Origin of the sequence: Streptomyces violaceorubidus (assembly GCF_000717995.1) — a bacterium.
Classification (GTDB): Bacteria; Actinomycetota; Actinomycetes; order Streptomycetales; family Streptomycetaceae; genus Streptomyces; species Streptomyces violaceorubidus.
In genome coordinates this window covers 461,705-486,233 of the sequence record NZ_JODM01000001.1, presented here as the reverse complement: position 1 = coordinate 486,233, position 24,529 = coordinate 461,705, and the positions used below count along the sequence as shown (strand labels likewise).

General features: G+C 71.7%; 24 protein-coding genes and 1 pseudogene. 10 read left to right on the top strand and 15 right to left on the bottom strand.

Annotated elements, in window-relative coordinates:
• Positions 1 to 36: 36 nt before the first annotated feature.
• A complete protein-coding gene (locus tag IE94_RS0102345; RefSeq protein ID WP_030145650.1) occupies positions 37 to 441 on the bottom strand; it encodes a hypothetical protein in 405 nt (134 codons plus the stop codon).
• A 192-nt stretch (positions 442 to 633) separates the two neighbouring features.
• On the opposite strand from IE94_RS0102345, the gene IE94_RS0102340 reads away from it, so the two are divergent.
• Entirely contained in the window at positions 634 to 1,236 is a 603-nt protein-coding gene (locus IE94_RS0102340) for a nucleoside/nucleotide kinase family protein (protein WP_030145649.1), read from the top strand.
• A gap of 244 nt (positions 1,237 to 1,480) precedes the next feature.
• On the opposite strand, the gene IE94_RS0102335 is transcribed toward IE94_RS0102340, so the two are convergent.
• The gene (locus tag IE94_RS0102335) at positions 1,481 to 2,257 is read right to left on the bottom strand and encodes a SigE family RNA polymerase sigma factor (protein ID WP_030145648.1); all 777 of its coding nucleotides are present in this window, start codon (positions 2,255 to 2,257) and stop codon (positions 1,481 to 1,483) included.
• Between the two features lie 211 nt (positions 2,258 to 2,468).
• Here IE94_RS0102335 and afsQ1 point away from each other — a divergent pair, with 211 nt between their 5' ends.
• From afsQ1 to IE94_RS0102310, 5 genes are all read left to right on the top strand, one after another.
• Entirely contained in the window at positions 2,469 to 3,146 is a 678-nt protein-coding gene (gene afsQ1, locus IE94_RS0102330) for a two-component system response regulator AfsQ1 (RefSeq protein WP_003974066.1), read from the top strand.
• Complete coding sequence (gene afsQ2, locus IE94_RS0102325) at positions 3,143 to 4,753, top strand: two-component system sensor histidine kinase AfsQ2 (RefSeq protein ID WP_030145647.1); 1,611 nt, start codon at positions 3,143 to 3,145, stop codon at positions 4,751 to 4,753. The genes afsQ1 and afsQ2 overlap by 4 nt, the downstream gene beginning before the upstream one ends.
• Positions 4,753 to 5,364: a hypothetical protein gene (locus IE94_RS0102320; protein WP_030145646.1), complete on the top strand. Its 612-nt coding sequence runs from the start codon at positions 4,753 to 4,755 to the stop codon at positions 5,362 to 5,364. The genes afsQ2 and IE94_RS0102320 overlap by 1 nt, the downstream gene beginning before the upstream one ends.
• A gap of 117 nt (positions 5,365 to 5,481) precedes the next feature.
• Entirely contained in the window at positions 5,482 to 6,033 is a 552-nt protein-coding gene (locus IE94_RS0102315; RefSeq protein ID WP_030145645.1) for a VanZ family protein, read from the top strand.
• Positions 6,034 to 6,128: 95 nt separating this feature from the next.
• Complete coding sequence (locus tag IE94_RS0102310; protein WP_030145644.1) at positions 6,129 to 6,332, top strand: PspC domain-containing protein; 204 nt, start codon at positions 6,129 to 6,131, stop codon at positions 6,330 to 6,332.
• A 104-nt stretch (positions 6,333 to 6,436) separates the two neighbouring features.
• Here IE94_RS0102310 and IE94_RS0102305 read toward each other — a convergent pair whose 3' ends face one another.
• Together IE94_RS0102305 and IE94_RS0102300 are read right to left on the bottom strand one after the other, a co-directional pair.
• Positions 6,437 to 6,805 (bottom strand): hypothetical protein, encoded by a 369-nt coding sequence (locus IE94_RS0102305; protein WP_030145643.1) that lies wholly within the window; start codon positions 6,803 to 6,805, stop codon positions 6,437 to 6,439.
• A gap of 140 nt (positions 6,806 to 6,945) precedes the next feature.
• Positions 6,946 to 8,136, bottom strand: coding sequence for an adenosine deaminase (locus IE94_RS0102300; RefSeq protein ID WP_030145642.1), 1,191 nt, complete (start codon positions 8,134 to 8,136; stop codon positions 6,946 to 6,948).
• 170 nt (positions 8,137 to 8,306) lie between these two features.
• Between IE94_RS0102300 and IE94_RS0102295 the strand changes: the two genes are divergently transcribed.
• Positions 8,307 to 9,068, top strand: coding sequence for an alpha/beta hydrolase family protein (locus IE94_RS0102295; protein ID WP_030145641.1), 762 nt, complete (start codon positions 8,307 to 8,309; stop codon positions 9,066 to 9,068).
• Between the two features lie 21 nt (positions 9,069 to 9,089).
• On the opposite strand, the gene IE94_RS0102290 is transcribed toward IE94_RS0102295, so the two are convergent.
• Complete coding sequence (locus IE94_RS0102290; protein WP_030145640.1) at positions 9,090 to 10,043, bottom strand: LysR family transcriptional regulator; 954 nt, start codon at positions 10,041 to 10,043, stop codon at positions 9,090 to 9,092.
• Positions 10,044 to 10,106: 63 nt separating this feature from the next.
• Here IE94_RS0102290 and IE94_RS0102285 point away from each other — a divergent pair, with 63 nt between their 5' ends.
• Positions 10,107 to 11,474: an MFS transporter gene (locus IE94_RS0102285; protein ID WP_030145639.1), complete on the top strand. Its 1,368-nt coding sequence runs from the start codon at positions 10,107 to 10,109 to the stop codon at positions 11,472 to 11,474.
• Positions 11,475 to 11,600: 126 nt separating this feature from the next.
• Positions 11,601 to 12,605: a sigma-70 family RNA polymerase sigma factor gene (locus IE94_RS0102280; protein WP_030145638.1), complete on the top strand. Its 1,005-nt coding sequence runs from the start codon at positions 11,601 to 11,603 to the stop codon at positions 12,603 to 12,605.
• On the opposite strand, the gene IE94_RS0102275 is transcribed toward IE94_RS0102280, so the two are convergent.
• Positions 12,498 to 12,884, bottom strand: a complete 387-nt coding sequence (locus IE94_RS0102275; protein ID WP_078606374.1) for an STAS domain-containing protein — start codon at positions 12,882 to 12,884, stop codon at positions 12,498 to 12,500. The two genes, IE94_RS0102280 and IE94_RS0102275, sit on opposite strands and share 108 nt — an antisense overlap.
• A 131-nt stretch (positions 12,885 to 13,015) precedes the next feature.
• Between IE94_RS0102275 and IE94_RS0102270 the strand changes: the two genes are divergently transcribed.
• Positions 13,016 to 13,936: an AEC family transporter gene (locus IE94_RS0102270; protein ID WP_030145636.1), complete on the top strand. Its 921-nt coding sequence runs from the start codon at positions 13,016 to 13,018 to the stop codon at positions 13,934 to 13,936.
• 1 nt (position 13,937) lies between these two features.
• On the opposite strand, the pseudogene IE94_RS35135 reads toward IE94_RS0102270, so the two are convergent.
• From IE94_RS35135 to IE94_RS0102225, 9 genes and pseudogenes are all read right to left on the bottom strand, one after another.
• Positions 13,938 to 14,521: pseudogene (locus IE94_RS35135) on the bottom strand (Uma2 family endonuclease).
• A gap of 119 nt (positions 14,522 to 14,640) precedes the next feature.
• On the bottom strand, positions 14,641 to 15,918 hold the full coding sequence (locus IE94_RS0102260; protein WP_030145635.1) for a thymidine phosphorylase: 1,278 nt from the start codon (positions 15,916 to 15,918) through the stop codon (positions 14,641 to 14,643).
• Positions 15,919 to 15,952: 34 nt separating this feature from the next.
• Complete coding sequence (locus tag IE94_RS0102255; protein ID WP_030145634.1) at positions 15,953 to 16,345, bottom strand: cytidine deaminase; 393 nt, start codon at positions 16,343 to 16,345, stop codon at positions 15,953 to 15,955.
• Entirely contained in the window at positions 16,342 to 17,616 is a 1,275-nt protein-coding gene (locus IE94_RS0102250) for an ABC transporter permease (protein ID WP_030145633.1), read from the bottom strand. The genes IE94_RS0102255 and IE94_RS0102250 overlap by 4 nt, the downstream gene beginning before the upstream one ends.
• Entirely contained in the window at positions 17,613 to 18,737 is a 1,125-nt protein-coding gene (locus tag IE94_RS0102245) for an ABC transporter permease (protein ID WP_030145632.1), read from the bottom strand. The genes IE94_RS0102250 and IE94_RS0102245 overlap by 4 nt, the downstream gene beginning before the upstream one ends.
• Positions 18,737 to 20,377 (bottom strand): ABC transporter ATP-binding protein, encoded by a 1,641-nt coding sequence (locus tag IE94_RS0102240; protein ID WP_030145631.1) that lies wholly within the window; start codon positions 20,375 to 20,377, stop codon positions 18,737 to 18,739. The genes IE94_RS0102245 and IE94_RS0102240 overlap by 1 nt, the downstream gene beginning before the upstream one ends.
• A gap of 239 nt (positions 20,378 to 20,616) precedes the next feature.
• On the bottom strand, positions 20,617 to 21,663 hold the full coding sequence (locus IE94_RS0102235; protein WP_030145630.1) for a BMP family lipoprotein: 1,047 nt from the start codon (positions 21,661 to 21,663) through the stop codon (positions 20,617 to 20,619).
• A 273-nt stretch (positions 21,664 to 21,936) separates the two neighbouring features.
• A complete protein-coding gene (locus IE94_RS0102230; protein WP_030145629.1) occupies positions 21,937 to 22,980 on the bottom strand; it encodes a BMP family lipoprotein in 1,044 nt (347 codons plus the stop codon).
• 197 nt (positions 22,981 to 23,177) lie between these two features.
• Positions 23,178 to 24,416 (bottom strand): M20 family metallopeptidase, encoded by a 1,239-nt coding sequence (locus IE94_RS0102225; protein ID WP_030145628.1) that lies wholly within the window; start codon positions 24,414 to 24,416, stop codon positions 23,178 to 23,180.
• Positions 24,417 to 24,529: the final 113 nt, after the last annotated feature.

Genomic DNA, 24,529 nt, shown 5'->3' with positions numbered 1-24,529 from the left:
CCCGGAGGAATCGCGACCCGGCGTACGCGGAGTGCGTCACCGCAGCAGCTCCGTCACCTGCCCCACCACCGGCACGGCGCCCAGGGACTGGGCCTGGGCGACCGGCCCGGTGAGTGCCGTCGAGGTCAGCGGCTGGAAGTCGGCGACCTTGGTGCCAACGCCGTTGTCCAGCGGGTCCACGCCCGTGCCGGCCAGCGGGTTGGGCTTCAGGTCGGCGGCCGGGCCGGTGACGTAGCCGACGGTGCCGGTCACGGCCGCCAGGCCCGCCTGCGGGTCGATGTTGCCCAGCGACGTGGGCCGGGTGTGCGCCAGGCCGGCGATGGTCTCGCCGCCGTCCGCGGAAGCCGTCGCCGCTCCTGCCGCGAGGGCGGCCCCGGCGGTCGCGAGGGCGACCAGGGCGCGCTGTGCGTGCGGGGTGCGGGGGGACGCGTGTCGGGCCATCGCTGCTGCCACCTCTTGGTCTGGATTGCTACGGACTGCCCTGATAACCGCGCGCACCGTGATCAGGTCACCGCACAGCGCGACGGAGATGTGACGCACGCTGCAAAGTCCACCCGCGGGGTCGTACGGCGGCCGTTCGATGCCTCAGACTGGTGTCCCGTGAGCTCCCATCCGCCCATACCGACGCGAGTCGTGCTGCTCTGCGGCCCCTCCGGCTCCGGCAAGTCCCTCCTCGCCGCGCGCTCCGGCCTCCCGGTGCTGCGCCTCGACGACTTCTACAAGGAGGGCACCGACCCGACGCTGCCGACGGTGCCCGAGAGCTCCGACATCGACTGGGACCACCCGGCGTCCTGGGACGCGGACGCGGCGGTCGCCGCCATCGAGGCGCTGTGCCGCACGGGGCGCACCGACGTGCCCGTCTACGACATCTCGCTGAGCGCCCGCACCGGCGAGGAGACCGTCGACATCGGGCGGACGCCGCTCTTCCTCGCGGAGGGCATCTTCGCCGCGGAACTGGTGGACCGCTGCCGGGAACTGGGCGTGCTGGCCGACGCGCTGTGCCTGAGCAGGGGCCCGGTGACGACCTTCCGCCGCCGGTTCCTGCGGGACCTGCGCGAGGGCCGCAAGTCCGTGCCCTTCCTGCTGCGCCGGGGCTGGCGGCTGATGCGGCTGGAGCGGTCCGTCATCGCCCGGCAGACGGCCCTGGGTGCCCACGCCTGCGACCGGGACGAGGCGATGGGCCGACTGGCGGCCGCGGCGGCGGGCCGGTGCGCGACCAGCCGTACGGTGGCCTGACGCCTCCACCTGCACGCGAAAGCGGGACTGGATGGACCCCCCGGCCCTCCAGTCCCGCTTCCTTTCCACTCCCCCGTGCTCCCCCGTGGATCCCCCGTGATCCCCGTCCCCCGTGGATCCCCCGTGATCCCCCCGTGGTGCTTCCCCGTGAGTAAGAGCCCGGGTCCCTCCCCCTGATACACCCCGGCTCGAACTTTTTTCACGGGGCCCCGCCCCCTCGGGCCGGTCTCCCCGGCCCGTACCTTCAGGCGACCAGTTCGCCGAAGGCGTCCTCCTGGTCACGGCCGAAGCTGAGGACCTCGTCCTCGCGCAGCCGGCGCAGGGAGCGCCAGATGCTGGACTTCACCGTGCCGACGCTGATGTCGAGGATGTCCGCGATCTCCGGGTCCGTGCGGCCCTCGTAGTAGCGCAGGACCAGCATGGTGCGCTGGAGCTCGGGCAGCCGGGCCAGCGCCTGCCACAGGACCGTACGCAGCTCGGTGCCGCGCATCGCGTCCATGTCGCCGGGCGTCTCCGGCAGTTCCTCGGTCGGGTACTCGTTGAGCTTGCGGCGCCGCCAGGCGCTGATGTGCAGGTTGGTCATGGTGCGGCGGAGGTATCCGCCGACCGCCGCCTTGTCACTGATCCGGTCCCACGCCCGGTAGGTCGAGAACAGCGCGCTCTGCAGCAGGTCCTCGGCCTCGAAGCGGTCGCCGGTGAGGTGGTAGGCGGTCGCGTACAGGGAGGAGCGGCGCTCCTGGACGTAGGCGGTGAACTCCGCCTCCGACAGGGACCGGCGCTCCCCCCGGTCCTCCGCGGGCCCCGTTCCCCCCGATTCCCCCGTGTTCGCGTCAACCACCGCCATGTACACGGTGTGCTGACGCCCGGTGCCGCGAGCGCACCCCCGCCCTCCCCCACGCTCGAATCCGCTCGCGCGGGAGGGACCCCCATCGGCACCGGACTTCTCGGAACCCCGGTGTCCGTGCACGTCGTGCAGGCGCGTGACCACTGCGCTGGTGTTGGTGCCCTTCAGCGTGTTCATCTCGCGCCCCCTGTCGTGGACTGCCCGGTGTTGCCTGTGCCGAGAAGCTTGCCGCGGTGACTTCATGGCCGTGTCCGCCGACTGTCACAGAGCTGTCACAGGGGACCGTCACGACTGCGCCACCCTTCCTTCACAGGGTCCGGCGGCGTCCTGGGACCCCAACCGCACCCACAGGTCGAACACCCACCCCCTCATGGGCCAGAATGAGCGGGTGCCTTCCCTGTTGCTGATCGAGGACGACGACGCCATCCGCACGGCCCTGGAGCTCTCCCTGACCCGCCAGGGCCACCGGGTGGCCACCGCTGCCAGTGGTGAGGACGGTCTGAAGCTGTTGCGCGAGCAGCGGCCGGACCTGATCGTGCTGGACGTGATGCTGCCCGGCATCGACGGTTTCGAGGTGTGCCGCCGCATCCGGCGCACCGACCAGCTGCCGATCATCCTGCTGACCGCGCGCAACGACGACATCGACGTGGTCGTCGGTCTCGAGTCGGGCGCCGACGACTACGTCGTCAAACCCGTCCAGGGCCGGGTGCTCGACGCCCGGATCCGGGCCGTGCTGCGGCGCGGGGAACGGGAGTCCACCGACTCGGCGAGCTTCGGCAGTCTGGTCATCGACCGTTCGGCGATGACCGTGACGAAGAACGGCGAGGACCTCCAGCTGACGCCGACCGAGCTGCGCCTGCTCCTCGAACTGAGCCGGCGGCCCGGACAGGCCCTGTCCCGGCAGCAGTTGCTGCGGCTGGTGTGGGAGCACGACTACCTCGGTGACTCCCGGCTGGTGGACGCGTGCGTGCAGCGGCTGCGCGCCAAGGTCGAGGACGTGCCGTCGTCCCCGACCCTGATCCGTACCGTGCGCGGTGTCGGCTACCGGCTGGATCCGCCTCAGTGACACGGGAACACCAGGGGGGTGGCCGCGGCCTGGCCGCGGCTCGCAAGGGATTCTGGTCCGGACTGCGCTTCACCAGCCTGCGTCTGAGGCTGGTCCTCGTCTTCGGACTGGTCGCGCTCACCGCCGCCGTGTCCGCGTCCGGCATCGCGTACTGGCTGAACCGGGAGGCGGTGCTGACCCGCACCCAGGACGCCGTGCTGCGCGACTTCGAGCAGGAGATGCAGAACCGGGCGGGCGCGCTGCCGGAGCATCCCACGCAGGACGAGGTGCAGCACACCGCGGGGCAGATGGCCAGCAGCAGCCAGCGGTTCGGGGTGCTGCTGGTGGCCGAGGACGCCGACGGCGGTGCCGTGTACGGCAGTTCGGGCGGTCTGGGCGGCTTCGCGCTGTCCGACGTGCCCGAGTCGCTGCGCACGGCGGTGAACAAGGAGCAGCGGGTCACCTCGGCCAACAAGCATCCGTACCACCTGTACTGGCAGCGGATCACCGACGACGGCACCCCGTACCTGGTGGCCGGCACGAGAGTGATCGGCGGCGGGCCGACCGGGTACATGCTCAAGTCGCTGGAACCGGAGGCCAAGGACCTGAACTCGCTGGCCTGGTCGCTGGGGATCGCCACCGGGCTCGCCCTGCTCGGCTCGGCGCTGCTGGCGCAGGCCCTGGCGACGACCGTGCTGAAGCCCGTGCACCGGCTCGGGGTCGCGGCGCGGCGCCTGGGCGAGGGGAAGCTGGACACCCGGCTGCGGGTGTCCGGCACCGACGAACTGGCCGATCTGTCCCGGACCTTCAACAGCGCCGCCGAGAACCTGGAGAAACGGGTCGCGGACATGGCCGGCCGCGAGCAGGCCTCCCGGCGCTTCGTCGCGGACATGAGCCACGAGCTGCGTACGCCGCTGACGGCGCTCACCGCGGTGACGGAGGTGCTGGAGGAGGAGCTGGAGTTCGCGGGCGAGGGCGAGGGCGGCAGCTTCGACCCGATGGTCGAGCCCGCCGTACGGCTGGTGGTGAGCGAGACCCGGCGGCTGAACGACCTGGTGGAGAACCTGATGGAGGTCACCCGCTTCGACGCGGGCACCGCCCGACTGGTCCTGGACGACGTGGATGTCGCCGACCAGATCACCGCCTGCATCGACGCCCGCGCCTGGCTGGACGCCGTCGAGCTGGACGCCGGGCGCGGCATCCACGCCCGGCTGGACCCGCGCCGCCTGGACGTGATCCTGGCCAATCTGATCGGCAACGCGCTCAAGCACGGCGGCTCGCCGGTGCGGGTGTCCGTGTCGCGCGCCGACGACGAGATCGTCATCCGGGTGCGGGACAACGGCCCCGGCATCCCCGAGGACGTCCTGCCGCACGTCTTCGACCGCTTCTACAAGGCGAGCGCCTCCCGGCCGCGCTCCGAGGGCAGCGGGCTCGGCCTGTCCATCGCCCTGGAGAACGCGCACATCCACGGCGGGGGGATCACCGCCGAGAACGCCCCCGAGGGCGGTGCGGTGTTCACGCTGCGGCTGCCGCAGGACCCGTCCCCGCCCGCCGACGAGGAGGCCGAGGGACCGGCGGGGGCCGCGGGCGACGGGAGCAGGGGCAAGGACGCGAAGGGACAGGTCTGATGACCGTACGCCGGCTGCCGGCCCTCTCCGGGCTCCTGGTACTGGCCGTGCTGCTGACCGGGTGCGGCATCCGCGCCACCGAGGTGCCCACGGACTACGGCCCCGCGCCCTCGCGGGTGCGCTGCTCGCTCGCCGAGCCGGACGTGTCGACGCAGGCCGCGCCGGGGCTGCCCGCGCAGGTGTTCCTGCTGTGCGGTTCGTCGCTGGTGGCCGTGGACCGCACGGTGCGGGTGCCGGACGGCGCCGCGGACTCGGGGCGGCGCGTGCTGGTGGCCCAGGGGCTGCTGGACGAGCTGGCGGCACAGCCGTCGGCCGCGGAGAAGGAGGCCGGGTACACGTCGGACGTGCGCCGCGGGATCAGGGTGTCGGGCCCGCGCTCCGGCGACCCCGAGGACACGCTGCGGCTGAGCACGGGTCCCGACGACCTCACCTCGTACGCCCTCGCACAGGTCGTGTGCACTTTCTCCGCCTCCGCCGCGGCCGAGGGCGACGGCTCGGTGATCCTGGCCGGGCCCACCGACCGGACCGCCCGCCGTTACTCGTGCACCGACGAGGTCCGGGCCAGGCCCGGCAGCAACGAACCGCCGGCCGACGAGGTCACGGGCGGCTGACCGGCCGCCCCGTGCGGCAGGCGGGGGCGCGTGCCGCACGGGGCCGTGTGGCGCAAGCCTCACCCGTGCGGGGAGGAGCCCGGAACCGCGCACGGCGCAGGGCGCGTCTGAGGGGACGTGCAGCGTCATGGGTTCCTCGGCGGCAGCGCCGCGCTCCGCCTCCGTGCGACCGGGAGTGTTCTCCTGGTCGCACATCTCGCGTTCGTCGCCTGGTACGCGCTGCGGCCGCTGGACGTTCCCTGGGTGCTTCCCCCGAACCTGCGTCCCTTCGCCTCAATCCGCGCCGATCTGGCGCTGGGCGGGAGCGAGGCGGCCCGTTCGCTGGGCGGGGCGCTGGTGCTGCTGGCACCGCTCGGCGTCCTGCTGCCGGTGGCCGGCGGACGGCTGCACGTCTCGCCGCTGGCGTCCCTGCTGCGCACCACGGCCGCGGCCGCGCTGCTGTCGGTGGGCATCGAGCTGTTGCAGACCGGGGTGCCCGGTCAGGTCGTCGACATCGACTCGGTGCTGCTGAACACGGTGGGCGTGGCCCTGGCGCACCTCGCCGTGGTCCCGGCGGTGCGGGCCCGGTTGCGTCGCCGGTACCGGGAGACGGGGCCGGCGGGTGTCCCCCTGGAGGAGCCCGCTCAGGGTCGGACCCCGACGATTCCCAGGGTCGGTATCGCCCCGTAGAGCGACGCTTTGCGCCGTTCGTCTCCGTAGCGTGGAGGGCAGATGAAGGGGAAGCCGGAGGGCAGCCCCGTCCACACGCTCACGAAGGAGCCGCGATGTCCCGCCTCGCCCGCCCCACCCACGGCCGCATGATCGGCGGAGTGTGCGCCGCGCTGGCCCGGCGCTTCGGCACCTCCAACGGCACGATGCGGGTGATCTTCCTGGTCTCCTGCCTGCTGCCCGGCCCGCAGTTCCTGCTCTACCTGGCCCTGTGGATCCTGCTCCCGTCCGAGGAGAAGGCCGCCCGCACGGCCTGGTGAGACAGGCGCCTGGCCTGGTGAGACGGGCACCTCCCTCTGGTACGCCGACGGGGCGCACCCGGTGTCGCCGGGTGCGCCCCGTCGGGGCGTGCGGGGGGGGGCGTTCAGCCGCCCAGCGGGAGCCCGTTGACCGGCAGGCCCTGGGTGGGGAGCCCCTTCAGCGGCACTCCGCCGAGCAGCTTGGCGACCGGCTCGGTCGGGCCCTCGGCGACCTGCTCGGCGACCAGCTGCTCGACGACCGGCTGCGCGACGGTCAGACCGGTGTGGGAGATCCTGCGGCCCTGCTCCAGCGCGTTGCCCGCGCCGGGCGCGACCTGGGAGACGGTCTCCGCGGGGAGGGTGCGGGCGACGGAGTCCACCGTCTGCGCGGCGTCGGGGAGCTGGGGGGCCGCGGTGGCCGCGCCCGCGCCGGCGGCGGCGAAGGCGGCACCGAGGGCGGCGACGCCGAGGGTCCTGGCAGCAGACTGCTTCATGAGAATGCGTCCTCGTAATGGGGTGACGGGGATGTGAGCGGTCCTCGACCGTAAACACGCCCGCCCCCCGGCGGCAAACATCGAAATGCGGACGGATTGTGAAAGCCGGTCCGCGTATCTGTATTACCGTCTTCCCGCACTCAGCCGTCGGACTGCGAAGAACCGCTGGTCGAAGCCGTTTGCTGGAACAGCCATTCGGACTTCAGCTCCGCATATCCGGGCTTGATGACGTCATTGATCATGGCCAGTCGTTCATCGAAAGGAATGAACGCTGATTTCATCGCATTGACGGAGAACCACTGCATGTCGTCGAGCGTGTAGCCGAACGCCTCGACAAGGTGCTCGAATTCCCGGCTCATACCGGTGTGGGACATCAGCCGGTTGTCGGTGTTGACGGTGACCCGGAAGTGCAGTCGGCGCAGCAGCCCGATCGGGTGCGCGGCGTAGGAGTCGGCGGCGCCGGTCTGGAGGTTGGAGCTGGGGCACAGCTCCAACGGGATCCGCTTGTCCCGGACGTAGGAGGCGAGCCGTCCGAGCTTGACCGAACCGTCCTCGTGGACCTGGATGTCGTCGATGATGCGCACCCCGTGCCCGAGCCGGTCGGCGCCGCACCACTGGAGGGCCTGCCAGATCGACGGCAGGCCGAAGGCCTCACCGGCGTGGATCGTGAAGTGGTTGTTCTCCCGCTTCAGGTACTCGAAGGCGTCCAGGTGGCGGGTGGGCGGGTAGCCGGCCTCGGCGCCCGCGATGTCGAAGCCGACGACGCCGAGATCGCGGTAGCGGTTGGCGAGTTCGGCGATCTCCAGGGAGCGGGCGGCGTGCCGCATGGCGGTGAGCAGGGCGCCGACGCGGATGCGGTGGCCGTTGTCCCGGGCGCGCCGCTCGCCTTCCCGGAAGCCCTCGTTGACGGCCTCGACGACCTCTTCGAGGGTCAGCCCCTTCTCCAGGTGCTGCTCGGGCGCGTACCGCACCTCGGCGTAGACGACGCCGTCCTCGGCGAGGTCCTCGGCGCACTCGGCGGCGACCCGGACCAGGGCGTCGCGGGTCTGCATGACGCCGACGGTGTGGGAGAAGGTCTCCAGGTACCGCTCCAGGGACCCGGAGTCGGCGGCCTGCCGGAACCAGGCGCCGAGCAGGTCGGGGTCGGTTTCCGGAAGGCCCGGGTAGCCCGTCTCGCGGGCGAGTTCGACAACCGTGCCGGGACGCAGCCCGCCGTCGAGGTGGTCGTGCAGCAGGACCTTGGGCGCCCGGCGGATGTGGTCCGGCGACGGTGTCCTCGGGCCCGCGCCGGTGTGCGCCGCGGCGCTCTTCTCGGTGCTCTGGCTCGTCATTTACGCACTCTAACTCCTACGCGCGTAGAACACCGGGCGAACGGCCGGACCCGTACGGAACCGGAGACGCGGCGGAAGGCGATGCCGGGGGCGGTGTACGGACTCCCCGATATGTAACGGTGACTGCGCGGACGGGTTCCGTACACCTGGTCTTCTGAGAATCTTCTGCCATGGCACAGCAAGCGACGCCGGTCCGTCGGGCCCGGCTGGGGCGGACGCTCGGTCCGGAGGGGACGGCGGTGAGCGGTGTGGTGCTGCTGCTCCCCGAGGGTGACGAGGTGTCCGACCGCAGGCCCTCCGCGCTGCTCGCGGCCGCGTCCGTGCGCGCGTGGGGACGCAGACTCGCGCGCGCGGGCCGGGCGGAGGGGCTGGCCACGCACGTCGTGCACTACCGCTACCGGGGCTGGAACGGCGCCGCGGCGCACCTCGCCCGGGACGCCGAATGGGCCGCCGACGAGGCCGTACGGCGCTACGGCGACGTGCCGGTCTGCCTGGCCGGTGTCGGCATGGGCGGCCGGGCGGCGCTGCGGGCGGCCGGGCACGAGGCCGTCAACTCGGCCATGGCGATCGCTCCTTGGCTGCCGGAGGACGACGTGGCCGCGCCACCCGAACCGGTGAAGCAGCTCGCCGGACGCCAGGTGCTGATCGTGCACGGCACCAACGACGGGCGCAGCGACCCGGAGTTGTCGTTCCGGCTCGCCTCCCGGGCGAAGAAGGCGAACCGCTCCGTGTGCCGGTTCGAGGTGCACTCCGACGGCCACGGGCTGCGCCAGTACCGGGACGAGGTGGCCGCGCTGGCGGAGGACTTCGTGATGGGCGTGCTGTTCGGGCAGTCCTTCTCGCGTCCGGTGGAGGACGCCCTGGCCGCTCCCCCGCCGCTCGGCCTGCGGATGCCGCTGGCGGCGGGGTTCGGCAAGTCCTTGCGGCGGTAGCGCCCGCCTCGCCGGCGCGGTTCAGGACGGCAGCAGGCCGCCCCTCCTGGACAGCAGGAAGTTCTTGAACGCCGCGACGGGCGGGGTGTCCGTGCGCCCCGCCAGCCAGGCCACGCCGATCTCGCGGGCGGCGCGCGGGGCGGTGACCGTCAGTTCGACCACACCGGGGCGGGGCACGGCGGGCGGCGGCAGCAGGGCGACGCCGAGTCCGGCCGCGACCAGGCCGCGCAGCGTCTCCGCCTCCTCCCCCTCGAAGGCCACCTTGGGCCGGAATCCGGCCTCCTTGCACAGGGCATCGGTGATGCGGCGCAGCCCGTAACCGGGCTCCAGGGTCACGAAGTTCTCGTCGGCCGCCTCGGCGAGGCGGATGCGCCTGCGACCGGCCAGGGCGTGGTCGGCCGGGACGACCAGGCGCAGCTTCTGCTCGTCGAGGCGGCGGGCGACCAGGTCGGGGGCGTCCGGTACCGGGGAGGTCAGGCACAGGTCCAGCTCCCCGGCGCGCAGCCGCTCCAGCATGGCTTCGCCGTAGTTCTGCACGAGGCTGAAGCGGACCCGGGGGTGGTCGGCGCGGAAGGCGTGCAGCAGGCCGGGGACGGTCTCGGCGCCCATGGTGTGCAGGAAGCCGAAGGCGACCTTGCCGGTGGCCGGGTCGGCGTCGGCGCGGACCTCGTCGGCGGCGCGCTCGACCTCGGCGAGGGCGCGTTCCACGGAGCCGAGGAAGGTGCGCCCGGCGACGGTCAGCGCGAGGGTCCGGCCGCGGCGCACGAACAGGTCGACGCCGAGGTCCTCCTCCAGGCGGACGAGGGCGCGGGAGAGGGTCGACTGGGGGACGTTCATCTCGTGGGCGGCGCGGGTGACGTGCTCGGTGCGGGCCACCCCGACGAAGTGCGCGAGGCGGGGCGCGAGCAGCGCGACGATGTCTTCTGTGTCACCGGACGGTGACAGGCGAGGCCGTGAGCTCTGCTGATGCACCATGGGAACGATTATGCCCATTCCATGCATTGGACGGATGAGTAAGGGGCTTCGTACCTTCGGGGCATGACTCCCGCCGATACCGGGGCGTCCACGGCCGTGGACGCCGCATCCGCCGCCTCCGTCCAATCCACCCCCTCGGTCGAGTCCACCGACGCGGTCGAGTCCAGCGACGCGGTCGAGTCCAGCGACGCGGTCGAATCCTCCGACTCGCGCATGGCCCCGGGCGGCCCCGGCTACCGCCGCATGAGTTTCGCGCTGTTCCTGGCGGGCGTCGCAACCTTCGCACTCCTCTACTCCACCCAGGCCCTGCTGCCGCTGATCTCGGGCGACCTGGGCGTGACGGCGAGCGACGCGAGCTGGACGGTGGCCGCCGCGACCGGGGGCCTCGCGGTGTTCGTCCTGCCGATGAGCGCGCTGTCGGAGCGGTTCGGACGGCGTACGGTCATGACCGCCTCGCTGGCGGTCGCGGTGACCGTCGGGCTGCTGGTGCCCTTCGCCCCGTCGCTGCCCGCGCTGGTCGCGCTGCGGGCGGTGCAGGGTGCGGCGCTGGCCGGGCTGCCGGCCTCGGCGACGGCCTATCTCGCGGAGGAGGTGCGGCCGCGGGCGCTGGTGACCGCGATCGGCCTGTTCGTGGCGGGCAACAGCGTGGGCGGGATGAGCGGCCGGGTCATCACCGGCTGGGTCGCCCAGGAGTGGGGCTGGCGGGTCGCCGTCGGGGTCATCGGGCTCGTCGCGGTGGCCTGCGCGGTGGCCTTCCGGCTGCTGCTCCCGGCGCCGAAGCACTTCACCGCGGGCTCGCTGCGCCCGCGGGTGCTGCTCCGCACGGTCCGCGACCACCTCGCCGATCCGCTGCTGCGCCGCCTGTACGCGATCGGGGCGCTGTTCATGACGGTGTTCGGCGGCGTCTACACGGTGATCGGCTACCGGCTGACCCAGGCGCCGTTCTCCCTGCCCCAGGGCCTGATCGGCTCGATCTTCCTGGTCTACCTGGTCGGTACGGTCTCGGCCTCGACGGCGGGCCGACTGGTGGGCCGGCTCGGCCGCCGCGGGGCCCTCTACCTGGGCGCGGGTACGACCGCGGCGGGCCTGCTGCTGTCCCTGGCGCCGTCGCTGCCGCTGGTCCTGCTGGGGCTGGTGCTGATCACGGCGGGCTTCTTCGCCGGGCACGCCGTGGCCTCCTCGGCGGTCGGCAAGACCGCCCGGCACGGCCGCGCCCAGGCCTCGGCGCTCTACCAGTCCGCCTACTACGTGGGCTCCAGCGCGGGCAGTACTGTCGGCGCGGTGGCCTTCCACTGGGGCGGCTGGGCCGGGACGGCCGGGGTCGGGGTCCTCGCGGTGCTGGGCGTCGTGATGATCACGGTTTCGGGTTCGCTGGCGGCCCGCCGACAGGCCGGCGCCGCCCCGGTGAAGGCGCTCGGCCTGTCCCGCTGAGGTTTCACCCCTCCCTTCACCTGCGCTTTCTTTGACTGCACAGGCCATTGTCAGTCCCCTGCGGTAGCTTCCGAAGTGCGAGGCGCGAAGACGCGCACGACGGGACGCCACAGGGGTGGGTGGACGATGACCAACGGCACGGTGACGACGGAGCTGGACTCCGCACTGGAGAAGCACCGGCCCGAGCTGACGGGGTACTGCTACCGGATGCTCGGTTCCTCCTTCGAGGCCGAGGACGCGGTGCAGGACACGCTGGTCCGCGCCTGGCGGAGCTACGACAAGTTCGAGGGCCGCTCCAGCCTGCGCTCCTGGCTGTACCGGATCGCGACCAACGTCTGCCTGGACATGCTGAGCGCGGGCAACAAGCGGGCGCGTCCGATGGACCTGACGGAAGCGACCCCGCTCGCCCAGGCGGCCCTGTCCCCGCGACCGGACCACACCTGGCTGGAGCCGATGCCCGACGCCCGCGTGCTGCCGCAGACCGCCGACCCGGCCGAGGCGGCGGTCGCCAAGGAGTCCGTGCGGCTGGCCTTCATGGCCGCCCTGCAACAGCTGCCGCCCAAGCAGCGGGCGGTGCTGATCCTGCGCGAGGTGCTGGCGTGGAAGGCGAGCGAGGTCGCCGAGCTGCTCGGCACCTCCGTCGCCTCCGTCAACAGCGCCCTGCAGCGCGCCCGCGCGACGCTCGCCGAGCGGACGGACCGGGGGGCCGACGCCGCGGTGTCGGACCCGCTGGACGAGGAGCAGCAGAAGCTGCTGGAGCGCTATGTCGCGGCCTTCGAGGGCTATGACATGACGGCCCTGACGGCGCTCCTGCACGAGGACGCGGTCATGACGATGCCGCCGTTCGACCTGTGGCTGGCCGGTCCGGCCGACATCACCGGTTTCATGACCACGCTCGGCGCCGCGTGCGCCGGTTCCCGGCTGCTGCCGGTCCGGGCCAACGGGCTGCCGGCCTTCGCGCACTACAAGCCGGACCCGGAGGCGGGCGGTTTCTCGCCGTGGGCGGTCCAGGTGCTGGAGATCTCAGACGGCCGCATCACCGGGTTCCACTGCTTCCTCGACACCAAGCGGTGGTTCCCGCTGTTCGACCTGCCGCTCCGTCTCGAAGCGGAGGCCGACGAGGTCCAGTAGGGCGGGCAGGGCCGGATCGGGGTCGCGCAGCCTGATCCGGCCCCCGGCCCGCCGGGCGGTGAGCTGCAGCCTGGCCAGCAGGTCGACGACGGCGAGCCCCGGCGGCCCGAGACCGCCGACGTCGCAGACGACCACCCCGGCCCGGGTGGTCTCCAGCAGGGCGCGCACCTCGGCACAGAGCCGAGGCGTCTCCCCTCGGGAGACGGGCCCCGGCAGCACGAGTACGGCGGGTGTCACGGCGTCCACGTGCGGTAGACCGGGCGGACCGGCGGAACTCATCGGTGCGGGGGCCGTCGAAGATCACATTGACCTGCGCGTGCCCTCCCGCAGAGGGTTCGCTGTATGCCCCACATACCCTGCCCCGCCTGCGCGCCCCCCGGCACCCGCCGCCGTCTCCGGGAGGGAGCGCCGTGCAGGGGGTGCTGACCGGTTTCGCGGTCATCGCGGTGGTGATCGGGGTCGGTTACGTGCTCGGTCTGCGCGGCCACCTCGGTCCCCAGGGCCGCGAGGTGCTGACCAGGCTCGCCTTCCACGTGGCCTCCCCCGCCCTGCTGTTCACGACGCTGGCGACGGCCGACCTCTCGGTGGTCTTCTCCGCCCGGCTGCTGGTGACGGCCCTGTCCACGGTGGCGGTGGCCGGTGCGTTCGTCGCGGTGGGCGTCGCCCGCGGCTGGGGCGTGGGCCGTACGACGATCGGCGCGCTCTGCTCCGGCTACGTCAACTCCGGCAACCTCGGCATCCCGATCGCCGTGTACGTGCTGGGCGACGCCTCGCTGGTGGCGCCGGTGCTGCTGTTCCAGCTGGTGCTGGTGACGCCGGTGGCGGTGACGATCCTGGACCTGTCGCGCGGGGGCGGCGAGGGCACCCTGGGGCGGCGGCTGCTGACACCGCTGCGCAATCCGATCGCGCTGGGGTCGCTCGCCGGGGTCGCGGTGGCCGCGAGCGGCCTTCGGGTGCCGGACGCGGTGATGGACCCGGTGACGCTGATCGGCAACATGTCGGTCCCGGCGGTGCTGCTGGCCTTCGGCATCGGGCTGTGCGGCTCCACGATGCCGCTGCGCGGCGTGGAACGGCGGCCGGTGCTGCTCGCGGTCGCGCTGAAGGCGGTGGGACAGCCCGCGGTGGCCTGGGCACTGGCGTCGGGAGTCTTCGGCCTGCGGGGCCCCCAACTGCTCGACGTGGTGGTGACGTCGGCGCTCCCGGCGGCGCAGAACCTGTACACGTACGCGTCGACCTACGGGGTGGGCGAGCGCTTGGCCCGCGACGCGATCCTGGTGTCGACGGTGGTGTCCGTGCCGGTGCTGGTGGGGGTGGCGGCGGTGTTGGGATGAGTCAGGCCTCGGGGAACTCGCTGGTGTCGATGGTCAGGCCGAAGGGCGCGGGGAGCGTGAGGGGGTCGCCGAACTTCGCGGCGCTCAGCACCCGGTAGACGTCACCCTTCGGTTCGCCGTACAGCGTCGCGGTGGGGCCGCCGGGTGCCCAGCGGTCGACGAGGAGGTAGAGGGGGATCCCGGCGGTGGCGTAGGCGGCGGGCTTGCTGATGCGGTCGTGCCGGGCGTTGGACTTGGAGGTGACCTCGACCACGAGTTCCGCGAGGGCTGCGGGGATGTGGGTGTCCGACTCCGAATGGTCCGGCAACTGTGCCACCACGAGGTCCGGGATCAGCATCCCGAGGCGGGAGGGCACGGAGAGCGCCAGAGTCTGATAGACCCCCAACGGCCGGGAATGACCGAATACAAGCGGCGCTGGATACGTTCGGTGATGTCGTTGTGAGGCAGTCCGGGAGCAGGTGACACGGTGATGATCCCCTCGATGATCTCCACCTTGCTGCCCTCGGGCCAATCCATCTCCTCCCAGAACCGGACGAGGTCGTCCCAGTTCTGGTCGGACTCCTGGCTCACGGTGAGTGCGCTCATGGCGGTTCTCCTATCGGTGCGTCACCGATCCCAGCATGCCGAACGGGACCGGCGGTGGTCCACCGGTCCCGTTCCCAGAATGGGCTGTGACATCAGCGGCCTCCGGCCGCGGGCGCAGGTCAGGCGATACGTTCCCGCACCACCGGCGAGGCGGTGAAGTCGGTACCGGCCGGGGCCACGTCGTACGAGCCCTCCACCGCCGCGAGGGCGTACTCGAAGCGGTCCGGGGTGTCCGTGTGGAGGGTCAGGAGGGGCTGGCCCGCGGTGACCGTGTCGCCGGGCTTGGCGTGGAGTTCGACGCCCGCCGCGGCCTGCACCGGGTCCTCCTTGCGGGCGCGGCCCGCGCCCAGGCGCCAGGCGGCGACGCCGACGTCGTAGGCGTCGAGGCGGGTCAGGACGCCGGAGGAGGCGGCCTTCACCACGTGCTGCTCCTTCGAGGTGGGCAGGGCCGCGTCCGGGTCGCCGCCCTGGGCCGCGATCATGCGGCGCCAGACGTCCATCGCGGAGCCGTCGGCCAGTGCCTTCGCCGGGTCGGCGTCCTTCAGACCCGCCGCGTCGAGCATCTCGCGGGCCAGGGCCAACGTCAGCTCGACCACGTCGGAGGGGCCGCCGCCGGCCAGGACCTCGACCGACTCGCGGACCTCCAGGGCGTTGCCCGCGGTGAGACCGAGGGGCGTCGACATGTCCGTGAGGAGCGCGACCGTCTTCACGCCGTGGTCGGTGCCGAGGCCGACCATCGTGGAGGCCAGCTCGCGCGCGTCCTCGATCGTCTTCATGAAGGCGCCGGAGCCCACCTTCACGTCGAGGACCAGCGAGCCGGTGCCCTCCGCGATCTTCTTCGACATGATGGAGGAGGCGATCAGCGGGATCGCCTCGACCGTGCCGGTGACGTCGCGGAGCGCGTACAGCTTCTTGTCGGCGGGCGCGAGGCCGTCGCCCGCCGCGCAGATCACCGCGCCGGTGGTGTCCAGGACGTCCAACATCTCCTCGTTGGAGAGGAGGGCGCGCCAGCCCGGGACGGACTCCAGCTTGTCCAGCGTGCCGCCGGTGTGGCCGAGGCCGCGGCCGGAGAGCTGCGGGACGGCCGCGCCGCACGCCGCCACCAGGGGCGCGAGCGGCAGGGTGATCTTGTCGCCGACGCCGCCCGTGGAGTGCTTGTCGGCGGTCGGGCGGGACAGGGAGGAGAAGTCCATGCGCTCGCCCGAGGCGATCATCGCGGCCGTCCAGCGGGCGATCTCGTCGCGGTTCATGCCGTTGAGCAGGATCGCCATCGCGAGGGAGGACATCTGCTCGTCGGCCACCTCGCCGCGCGTGTAGGCGTCGATGACCCAGTCGATCTGCTCGTCGCTGAGTTCGCCGCGGTCCCGCTTGGTGCGGATGACGGAGATGACGTCCATGGCCATACCTGGCCCTTCCTAACGGATCGCGGGATTACTTGGTGAGGTGGTCGGGGCCGAAGGCCTGCGGGAGCATCCGGGACAGCGGGAGGACGCCCTCGGGGGTCTCCAGCAGCAGCTCCGGGCCGCCGAACTCGTACAGCAGCTGCCGGCAGCGCCCGCAGGGGACGAGTACCTCGCCCTCGCCGTCCACGCAGACGAAGTGCGTCAGCCGGCCGCCGCCGGTCACCTGCAACTGGGAGACCAGACCGCACTCGGCGCACAGGCCGATGCCGTAGCTGGCGTTCTCCACGTTGCAGCCGGTGACGGTGCGGCCGTCGTCGACGAGGGCGGCGGCGCCCACGGCGTACCCGGAGTAGGGGGCGTACGCCCGGGACATGGCGTCCCGGGCCGCCGTGCGCAGCCGCTCCCAGTCGGCGCCGGTCACTTGCCCTGGCCCTTGCGGTACTGCATGCCGTCCGCCTTGGGCATCCGCAGCCGTTGCGCGGACAGCGCGAGGACGACGAGGGTCACGACGTACGGCGTGGCGGAGACGACCTGGTTGGGGACCTCGTTGGTGCCGGCGTACCAGGCGAAGACCAGGGCGCCGACGACGAAGGTGATGGCGGCCTTGACGTACTTCTTGCGGATCGCCAGCCAGACGGCACCGGCGACCAGCAGCAGCGCGCCCAGCAGCAGCAGCGCGTGCACGTTGGCGGAGCCGCCGCGCAGGTTGAGGCTGTCGGTGTAGCCGAAGAGGCCGGCGCCGATGGCGAGGCCGCCCGGCATCCAGTTGCCGAAGATCATCGCCGCGAGGCCGATGTAACCGCGGCCGCTGGTCTGGCCCTCCAGGTAGAAGGGGTTGGCCACGATGGACAGGAAGACGCCGCCGAGGCCGGCCAGTCCGCCGGAGATGATCACGGCGAGGTACTTGTACTTGTAGACGTTGACGCCGAGGGACTCCGCGGCGATCGGGTTCTCGCCGCAGGAGCGCAGGCGCAGGCCGAACGCGGTGCGCCACAGGATCCACCAGGTGGCGGGGACCAGGGCGACGGCGAGCAGGGTGAGCCAGGAGACGTTGGTGACCAGGCCGCCGAGCAGGCCGGCGATGTCCGAGACGAAGAACCAGTGCTGGTTGTTGAGGCTCTCCAGCCAGTCGGACAGCCCCGGGATCGAGAAGTGGCCGAGGGAGTCGACCGGCGGGGACTGCTTGGCCGAGCCGCCCTGGTGGCCTTCGAAGGCGAGCGGGGCCAGGTAGCGGGTGGCGCCGAGGGCGAGGATGTTGATGGCCACACCGGAGACGATGTGGTTGACGTTGAAGGTGATCGTCACGATGGCGTGCAGCAGGCCGCCGAGGCAGCCGCCGACGATGCCGACGAGGACGCCGGTCCACGGCCCCCACTGGAAGCCGGCCCAGGCACCGAACCAGGTGCCGAGGATCATCATGCCCTCGAGGCCGATGTTGACGACGCCCGCGCGCTCGGCCCACAGACCGCCGAGACCGGCGAGGCCGATCGGCACGGCGAGCTGGAGCGCGGTGGACATCTGGCTGACGTTGGTGATGCCGTTGGCGCCGGTGATCAGGCGGACGATCGAGGTCAGCGCCAGGGCACCGGCGATGACCAGGAGCAGCACGGGCCACGACATGCGGCGGCCGGCCGGTGGTGCGTGTTCCAGCGACGGCTGGTTGACGTCGGTCGCTGTGGTCGGAGCGGTCATCGGCCGGCCACCTCCTTCTTCGAGTTGTCGGTGGCGCCCAGGACGTGACCGGCGGCCAGCTCCGCGCCGACCCGGCGCTGCTGGCGGCGCAGGCCCCACTCACGGACGGCCTCGTAGGAGACGACGACCGAGAGGACGATCAGGCCCTGCATGATGACCGCGATCTCCTTGTCGTAGCCGTGGAAGTCCAGCTCGGGGCTGGCCTTGTCGAGCCAGGCCCACAGCAGGGCGGCGAAGGCGATGCCGACCGGGCTGTTGCGGCCGAGCAGGGCGATGCCGATACCGAGGAAGCCGATGCCGGTGGGGAAGTTGAGGCTGTAGGTGTGGGTGTCGCCGAGGAGGATCGGCAGGCCCGCGAGACCGGCGAGGCCGCCGGAGATGAGCATCGCGGTGAGCACCATGCGCTTGGGGTCGACGCCGCTGGCCGCGGCGGCGGACTCGGAGGCGCCGGAGGCGCGCAGGTCGAAGCCGAAGCGGGTGCGGTTGAGGACGATCCAGTAGCCGATGCCGAGCAGCACGGCGAGGACGACCAGGCCGTAGACCTCGCCGGCGGCGCCCATGTCGATGCCGGGGATCCAGCCGGACTCGTGCATCTCGCCGGTGGTGTTGTTGTTGCCGATCTTGACGCCGAAGACGTCGGGCAGCCACAGGTAGCCGATGACGGAGGTGGCGATGGCGTTGAGCATGATCGTCGCGACCACCTCGCTGACCCCTCGGGTGATCTTCAGGACACCGGCGATGCCGGACCAGAAGGCGCCGGTGAGGACCGCGGTCAGGAGCAGCAGCGGGACCTGGAGGGCGGCGGGCAGGTTGGCGTGGGCGCCCACGATCGCGGCCATCATGGCGGCGAGCTGGTACTGGCCGTCGACGCCGATGTTGAACAGGTTCATCCGGAAGCCGATGGCCACCGCGAGGGCCGCGATGTAGTACAGCGACGCCTGGTTGATGATCAGGACCTGGATGTCGGAGAACCCGGCCTGCTCGAACATGAGGGCGAACGGTTCGACCGGGTTCTTGCCCGAGGCGACCAGGACGATCGCGCTGAGCACGAAGGCCACGGCGAGCGCGATGACCGGTCCGGCCACCGCGAGGAGCACGCGCTCCTTGTCGAACTTCTTCATCAGCGGGCCTCGTCTTCCGGAGTCTCGGGGGACTCGGGAGTCTCGGGGGACTTGAGTGGCTTGGGGGCGTCCGGGGACTTCGGGGTCTCGGCCGCCCCGGCGCGGGCGGCCTGCGCCTGGGCGCTCTCCTCGTCCTCCAGGTGTCCGGAGGCCGCGCCGGTCATCGCCGAGCCAAGGGCCTCGGGGGTGATGGTCGCGGGGTCGGCGTCCGCGACCAGCCTGCCGTCGTAGATCACCCTCAGGGTGTCGGACAGGCCGATCAGCTCGTCCAGGTCGGCGGAGATCAGCAGCACGGCCAGGCCCTCGCGGCGGGCCTCGCGGATGTGGTCCCAGATCGCGGCCTGCGCGCCGACGTCCACACCCCGGGTGGGGTGGGCGGCGATGAGGAAGCGCGGCTTGTGGCTCATCTCGCGGCCGACGATCAGCTTCTGCTGGTTGCCGCCGGACAGCGAGGCCGCGGTGACGTCGATGCCGGGGGTGCGGACGTCGTACGTCTCGACGATGCGGCGGGTGTCCTGCTGGGCGCTCTTGAGGTCCAGCCAGACGCCCTTGCTGTTGGGCTTCTCGGTGACGTGGCCGAGGATGCGGTTCTCCCAGAGCGGCGCTTCCAGGAGCAGCCCGTGGCGGTGGCGGTCCTCGGGGATGTAGCCGACGCCCTGCTCGCGGCGCTTGCGGGTGGGCAGGGCAGTGATGTCCTGGTCGAGGAAGCGGATGGTGCCGGAGTCGGCGTGGCGCAGGCCGATGAGCGCGTCGACCAGCTCGGTCTGGCCGTTGCCCTCGACACCGGCGATGCCGAGCACCTCACCGGCGTGGATGGTGAAGGAGATGTCGTCCAGCAGGGCCTTGCCGCCGGGGGCCGCCAGGCGCAGCGTGTCGACGGTGAGGACCGCGCGGTCGGTGACTGTGGACTCCGACGTCTCCGGGGTGGGCAGTTCGCTGCCGACCATCAGCTCGGCGAGCTGGCGGGGCGTGGTCTCGGCGGGGACGGCCGTGCCGACCGTGGTGCCGCGGCGGATGACGGTGATCTCGTCGGCGACCGAGAGGACCTCGCCCAGCTTGTGGGAGATGAAGATGACGGACAGGCCCTCGGCCTTCAGCTCGCGCAGGTTGTCGAAGAGGGCGTCCACCTCCTGCGGCACCAGGACGGCCGTGGGCTCGTCGAGGATCAGCGTGCGGGCGCCGCGGTAGAGGACCTTGAGGATCTCCACGCGCTGGCGGGCGGCGACGCCCAGCTCCTCGACGAGGACGTCGGGGCGCACGCCGAGGCCGTACCGCTCGGAGATCTCCTTGATCCTGCGACGGGCCCGGGCGCCGATGCCGTGGAGCTTCTCGCTGCCGAGGACCACGTTCTCCAGGACCGTGAGGTTGTCGGCGAGCATGAAGTGCTGGTGGACCATGCCGATGCCGCGCACGATGGCGTCGGCGGGCGAGGAGAAGGAGACCTTCTCGCCGTCGACCGCGATGGTGCCCTCGTCCGGCTTCTGCATGCCGTAGAGGATCTTCATGAGCGTCGACTTGCCGGCGCCGTTCTCTCCGACGAGGGCGTGGACGGTGCCCCTGCGGACGGTGAGGTGGATGTCGTGGTTGGCCACGACTCCGGGGAAACGCTTGGTGATCCCGGCGAGTTCGACGGCGGTCACCGGTTCGTTGACCGCCGCTCCGGCCGGAGGGCTGCTGGACGCGTTGATGGCGCACTCTCCTGGGGACGGGGGCCGTCTACGCGCGTAGCGCCCCTACGGCATCCAAAGCGGCGGCGGCACATCGACGCGACGGGGTACGAGGAGGGCGACCGACGGGCCGCCCCTCCTCGTACCCCGCCGCGCTGCGCAACCGGCGCGGTTACACGCTGTTCGAGGTGTTGCTGGTGCTACTCAGCCGTTCAGCTGCTCTTGACCTTGATCTCGCCGCTGATGATCTTCTCCTTGGCCGTCTTGATGGCTGCCTGGAGCTCGGCGTCGTCCGCGAACTTCGGGTTGGAGTCCGAGAGACCGACCTCGCCGGACTTCAGATCGCCCCGAACGATACCGGTCTCCGGCTTGCCGTCCTCGACCGACTTCGCAAGGCTGTACACCGCCTTGGCGACGTCCTTGGTGGCCGAGGTCAGGATGGAGTCCTTGTACTTCGCGAGGGCTTCCTGCTTGTACTGGTCGGAGTCGACACCGATCGCCCAGACCTTGTTGGCGGCGGCGGCCTCGATGACACCCTGGCCGGAGAGACCGGCCGCCGCGTACACGACGTCGGCCTTCTTCTCGATCTGGCCCTCGGCGGCGGTCTTGCCCTTGTCGGGGCTGGAGAAGCCGCCCTCCTCCGCGGTCTGCGTGAGGTACTGCGAGATGACCTTGATCTTCGGGTTGGTGTCCTTGACGCCCTGCTCGTAGCCGGCCTGGAACTTGTGGATCAGCGGGACGTCCACACCGCCCACGAAGCCGACCGTGTCGGTCTTGGTGCTCTTGGCGGCGGCGACACCGGCGAGGTAGGACGCCTCCTGCTCGTTGAAGACCAGGTCCGCGACGTTCTTCGCCTCGATCGTGGCGTCGTCGACAATGCCGAAGGTGGTGTCCGGGTACTTCTCCGCGACGTTCTTCATGGCGGAGGCGTAGGCGTAGCCGATGCCGACGACCGGGTTGTAGCCCTGCTTCGCCAGCGAGGACAGCCGCTGCTCCTTGTCGGCGTCCGTCTCGCCGTCGGTGGGCTCGACGTCGGCCGTCTCGTAGCCGAACTCCTTCTTGGCCTGCGCCAGACCGGCGTACGCGGCGTCGTTGAAGGACTGGTCGCCCTTGCCGCCGACGTCGTACGCGATGGCGAGGCCCTTGTCCCCCTTGGACTCCGAACCGGAGTCGGTCGAGGTACCACCGCAGGCGGCGAGGGCGAGGGCCAGGGAGGCGGTCGCTGCGCCTGCGACCGTGATCCGGGAAATCCGGCGCATGTCTGGTGCTCCTGTCGTACAAGCGCCGGGGACGGTTCGGCTGCGGCGCTGGCTTCGCCGCAGATTAACGCGCGTAGACCTGCCTGAAAACCCCTTCTGTCCACCTTGTTATCCGCCCGTGAGCAAGGTGACGCGTAGGGAGGTACGGGGCTTGCCGGGCGCGAACGGGGGGTGGCGGAGGGTGACGTCCGGCGGCGGCGGGCGCCGGACGCGGAAGCGGACGGGCACCCGGAGGTGTCCGTCCGCTTCGTGCGGGTGTGTGCGGGAGTGCGGCTACTCGGTCGCGACCTTGACGGAGCCGTCGACGATGCCCGCCTTGGCCTTCTCCACGGCCTCCTTGGCCCCGGGGACCTCGGCGAACTTCGGGTTGCTGTCGGACAGGCCCACGCCGTCGGACTTCAGGTCGAAGGTGTGGGTGCCGGTCAGCGGCTTGTCGTCCTCGACGGACTTGGCCAGGGCGAAGACCGCGCCGTTGATGTCCTTGAGGGCGGAGGTCAGGATGGAGTCCTTGTAGGCCGCGAGGGCCTCCTGCTTGTACTGGTCCGAGTCGACGCCGATCGCCCAGATCTTCGCCTTCGCGGCGGCCTCGATCACGCCCTGGCCGGAGAGACCGGCCGCCGCGTACACGACGTCGGCCTTCTTCTCGATCTGGCCCTCGGCGGCGGCCTTGCCCTTGTCGGGGCTGGAGAAGCCGCCCTCCTCCGCGGTCTGCGTGAGGTACTGCGAGACCACCTTGACCTTGGGGTCGGTGTCCTTGACGCCCTGCTCGAAGCCGGCCTCGAACTTGTGGATCAGCGGGACGTCCACACCGCCCACGAAGCCGACGGTCTTGGACTTGGTGGCCTTGGCCGCGGCGACGCCGGCCAGGTAGGAGGCCTCGTTCTCGGCGAAGACGAGGGAGGCGACGTTCTTGCCCTCGACCACGGAGTCGACGATGCCGAAGGTGGTGTCCGGGTACTTGGCCGCGACGGCCTTCATCGCCGGGCCGTAGGCGAAGCCGACGCCGATCACCGGGTTGTAGCCCTGCTTGGCCAGGGACGTCAGACGCTGTTCCTTGTCGGCGTCCGTCTCGCCGTCGGTGGGCTCGATGTCGGCGGTCTTGTAGCCGAACTCCTTCTGGGCCCGCTGCAGACCGGCGTACGCGGCGTCGTTGAAGGACTGGTCGCCCTTGCCGCCGACGTCGTAGGCGAGGGCGAGACCCTTGTCGTCCCCGCCGTCGTCGCCGCTCTCCCCGCTGGTGCCGCCGCAGGCCGTGGCGGCGAGTGCGAGCGACGCGACCCCCACCGCGACGCGGGTCAGTCTCGATATCCGACGCATCTGAGGTTCCCCATTCTCCAAAGCCCCGCAGCGGGCGCTCGGTTCGGCGCACATTAACGCGCGTAGAACCTCCTGGGAACGGGGTTGCGTGGCGCCGTTATCCATTCGTGCCGCTGGCCGGTTACCGCCCTGTTAACGACCGGATCGAAGGGGGACTTACCGTGGCACCGCCCCCCCGGCGGCCCCCACCTCACCGCCTACTGCACGGCGTCGATGAGCGCCGCCGCGGTGAACATCTCCACGCCGACCGTGATGGCGTGCTCGTCCACGTCGAAGTCGCCCTGGTGGAGGTCGCGCACCGTGCGCTCGCCGGGCGGGCGGACGCCGAGGCGGGCCATGGCGCCGGGCACGTGCTCCAGGTACCAGGAGAAGTCCTCGCCGCCCAGGCTCTGCTCGGTGCCCTCCACGGCGTCGGTGCCGCGCCGGGCGACCATGGCGGCCTGGAGCAGCTCGGTGCTGGTGACCTCGTTGACGACCGGGGGCACGCCGCGGACGTAGGTGATCTCGGACTTGGCCCGGTACAGGTCGGCGATCTCGTCGATGGCGCCCATCACCAGGTCGGGCGCCTGCCGCCAGGCGTCCAGGTCGAGGCAGCGCACGGTCCCGGCGAGTTCGGCGTGCTGCGGGATGACGTTCGGGGCATGGCCGGATTCGATCCGTCCCCAGGTCAGCGCGAGCCCGCTGCGGCTGTCCACGCGCCGGGCGACGAGCGGGGGCACGTCGGTGACCACCCGGGCGGCGGCGGTGACCAGGTCGGTAGTCAGGTGCGGGCGGGCGGTGTGGCCGCCGGGCCCGTTCAGGGCGATCTCCAGGCGGTCGCAGGCGGAGGTGATGGGGCCGACCCTGAGACCGATCCTCCCGGCGTCCACCCGGGGGTCGCAGTGCACGGCCAGGATGCGGCGCACCCCGTCCAGCGCACCGCCCTCGATGGCGTCGGCGGCGCCGCCGGGCAGCACCTCCTCGGCCGGCTGGAAGACCAGCCGCACGGGCCGGGGCAGCAGGCCCCGCTCGTGCAGGGCGGCGAGCACGAGCCCGGTGCCGAGGACGACGGTGGTGTGCACGTCGTGCCCGCAGGCGTGGGCCCGGTCCGGCACCTGGGAGCGGTAGGCGCACTCGGTCTTGGTGTCGGGGATGGGCAGGGCGTCGATGTCGGCCCGCAGGGCGAGCATGCGGGGCCCGCCGGACCACTGCCCCGACTCGGTGCCGGTGCCGATGTCGCAGACGAGCCCGGTGCCGATGGGCAGCACGCGGGGCTTCAGACCGGCCCGCTCCAGCCGCTCCTTGATCGCGGCGGTGGTGCGGAACTCCTGATTGCCCAGCTCGGGGTGCATGTGGAGGTCGCGGCGGAAGGCCACGAGCTCCGCGCGCAGCGCGTCCGGCAAGGTGCCGGGCAGCGCGGCTTCACCGGGAGTGTCGGCCTCGGACTCTGGGGACATCAACACGTTCACCCTCTGAAGGGTAGGACGCCGGGGTAGTCAACTGCCCCTCGATCAACAAAATTTCAGCCCGTTAGGGGAAGAAAGTTGGCCGCTCGGCGCATGGCTCTCAA

What these genes read in the sequence shown, in the direction of transcription:
- IE94_RS0102345 (WP_030145650.1), bottom strand. Translation starts at nt 441, where the DNA reads ATGGCCCGACACGCGTCCCCCCGCACCCCGCACGCACAGCGCGCCCTG.
- IE94_RS0102335 (WP_030145648.1), bottom strand. Translation starts at nt 2,257, where the DNA reads ATGAACACGCTGAAGGGCACCAACACCAGCGCAGTGGTCACGCGCCTG.
- IE94_RS0102320 (WP_030145646.1), top strand. Translation starts at nt 4,753, where the DNA reads ATGACCGTACGCCGGCTGCCGGCCCTCTCCGGGCTCCTGGTACTGGCC.
- IE94_RS0102310 (WP_030145644.1), top strand. Translation starts at nt 6,129, where the DNA reads ATGTCCCGCCTCGCCCGCCCCACCCACGGCCGCATGATCGGCGGAGTG.
- IE94_RS0102305 (WP_030145643.1), bottom strand. Translation starts at nt 6,805, where the DNA reads ATGAAGCAGTCTGCTGCCAGGACCCTCGGCGTCGCCGCCCTCGGTGCC.
- IE94_RS0102300 (WP_030145642.1), bottom strand. Translation starts at nt 8,136, where the DNA reads ATGACGAGCCAGAGCACCGAGAAGAGCGCCGCGGCGCACACCGGCGCG.
- IE94_RS0102295 (WP_030145641.1), top strand. Translation starts at nt 8,307, where the DNA reads ATGGCACAGCAAGCGACGCCGGTCCGTCGGGCCCGGCTGGGGCGGACG.
- IE94_RS0102290 (WP_030145640.1), bottom strand. Translation starts at nt 10,043, where the DNA reads ATGGTGCATCAGCAGAGCTCACGGCCTCGCCTGTCACCGTCCGGTGAC.
- IE94_RS0102285 (WP_030145639.1), top strand. Translation starts at nt 10,107, where the DNA reads ATGACTCCCGCCGATACCGGGGCGTCCACGGCCGTGGACGCCGCATCC.
- IE94_RS0102280 (WP_030145638.1), top strand. Translation starts at nt 11,601, where the DNA reads ATGACCAACGGCACGGTGACGACGGAGCTGGACTCCGCACTGGAGAAG.
- IE94_RS0102275 (WP_078606374.1), bottom strand. Translation starts at nt 12,884, where the DNA reads ATGAGTTCCGCCGGTCCGCCCGGTCTACCGCACGTGGACGCCGTGACA.
- IE94_RS0102260 (WP_030145635.1), bottom strand. Translation starts at nt 15,918, where the DNA reads ATGGACGTCATCTCCGTCATCCGCACCAAGCGGGACCGCGGCGAACTC.
- IE94_RS0102250 (WP_030145633.1), bottom strand. Translation starts at nt 17,616, where the DNA reads ATGACCGCTCCGACCACAGCGACCGACGTCAACCAGCCGTCGCTGGAA.
- IE94_RS0102245 (WP_030145632.1), bottom strand. Translation starts at nt 18,737, where the DNA reads ATGAAGAAGTTCGACAAGGAGCGCGTGCTCCTCGCGGTGGCCGGACCG.
- IE94_RS0102235 (WP_030145630.1), bottom strand. Translation starts at nt 21,663, where the DNA reads ATGCGCCGGATTTCCCGGATCACGGTCGCAGGCGCAGCGACCGCCTCC.
- IE94_RS0102230 (WP_030145629.1), bottom strand. Translation starts at nt 22,980, where the DNA reads ATGCGTCGGATATCGAGACTGACCCGCGTCGCGGTGGGGGTCGCGTCG.
- IE94_RS0102225 (WP_030145628.1), bottom strand. Translation starts at nt 24,416, where the DNA reads ATGTCCCCAGAGTCCGAGGCCGACACTCCCGGTGAAGCCGCGCTGCCC.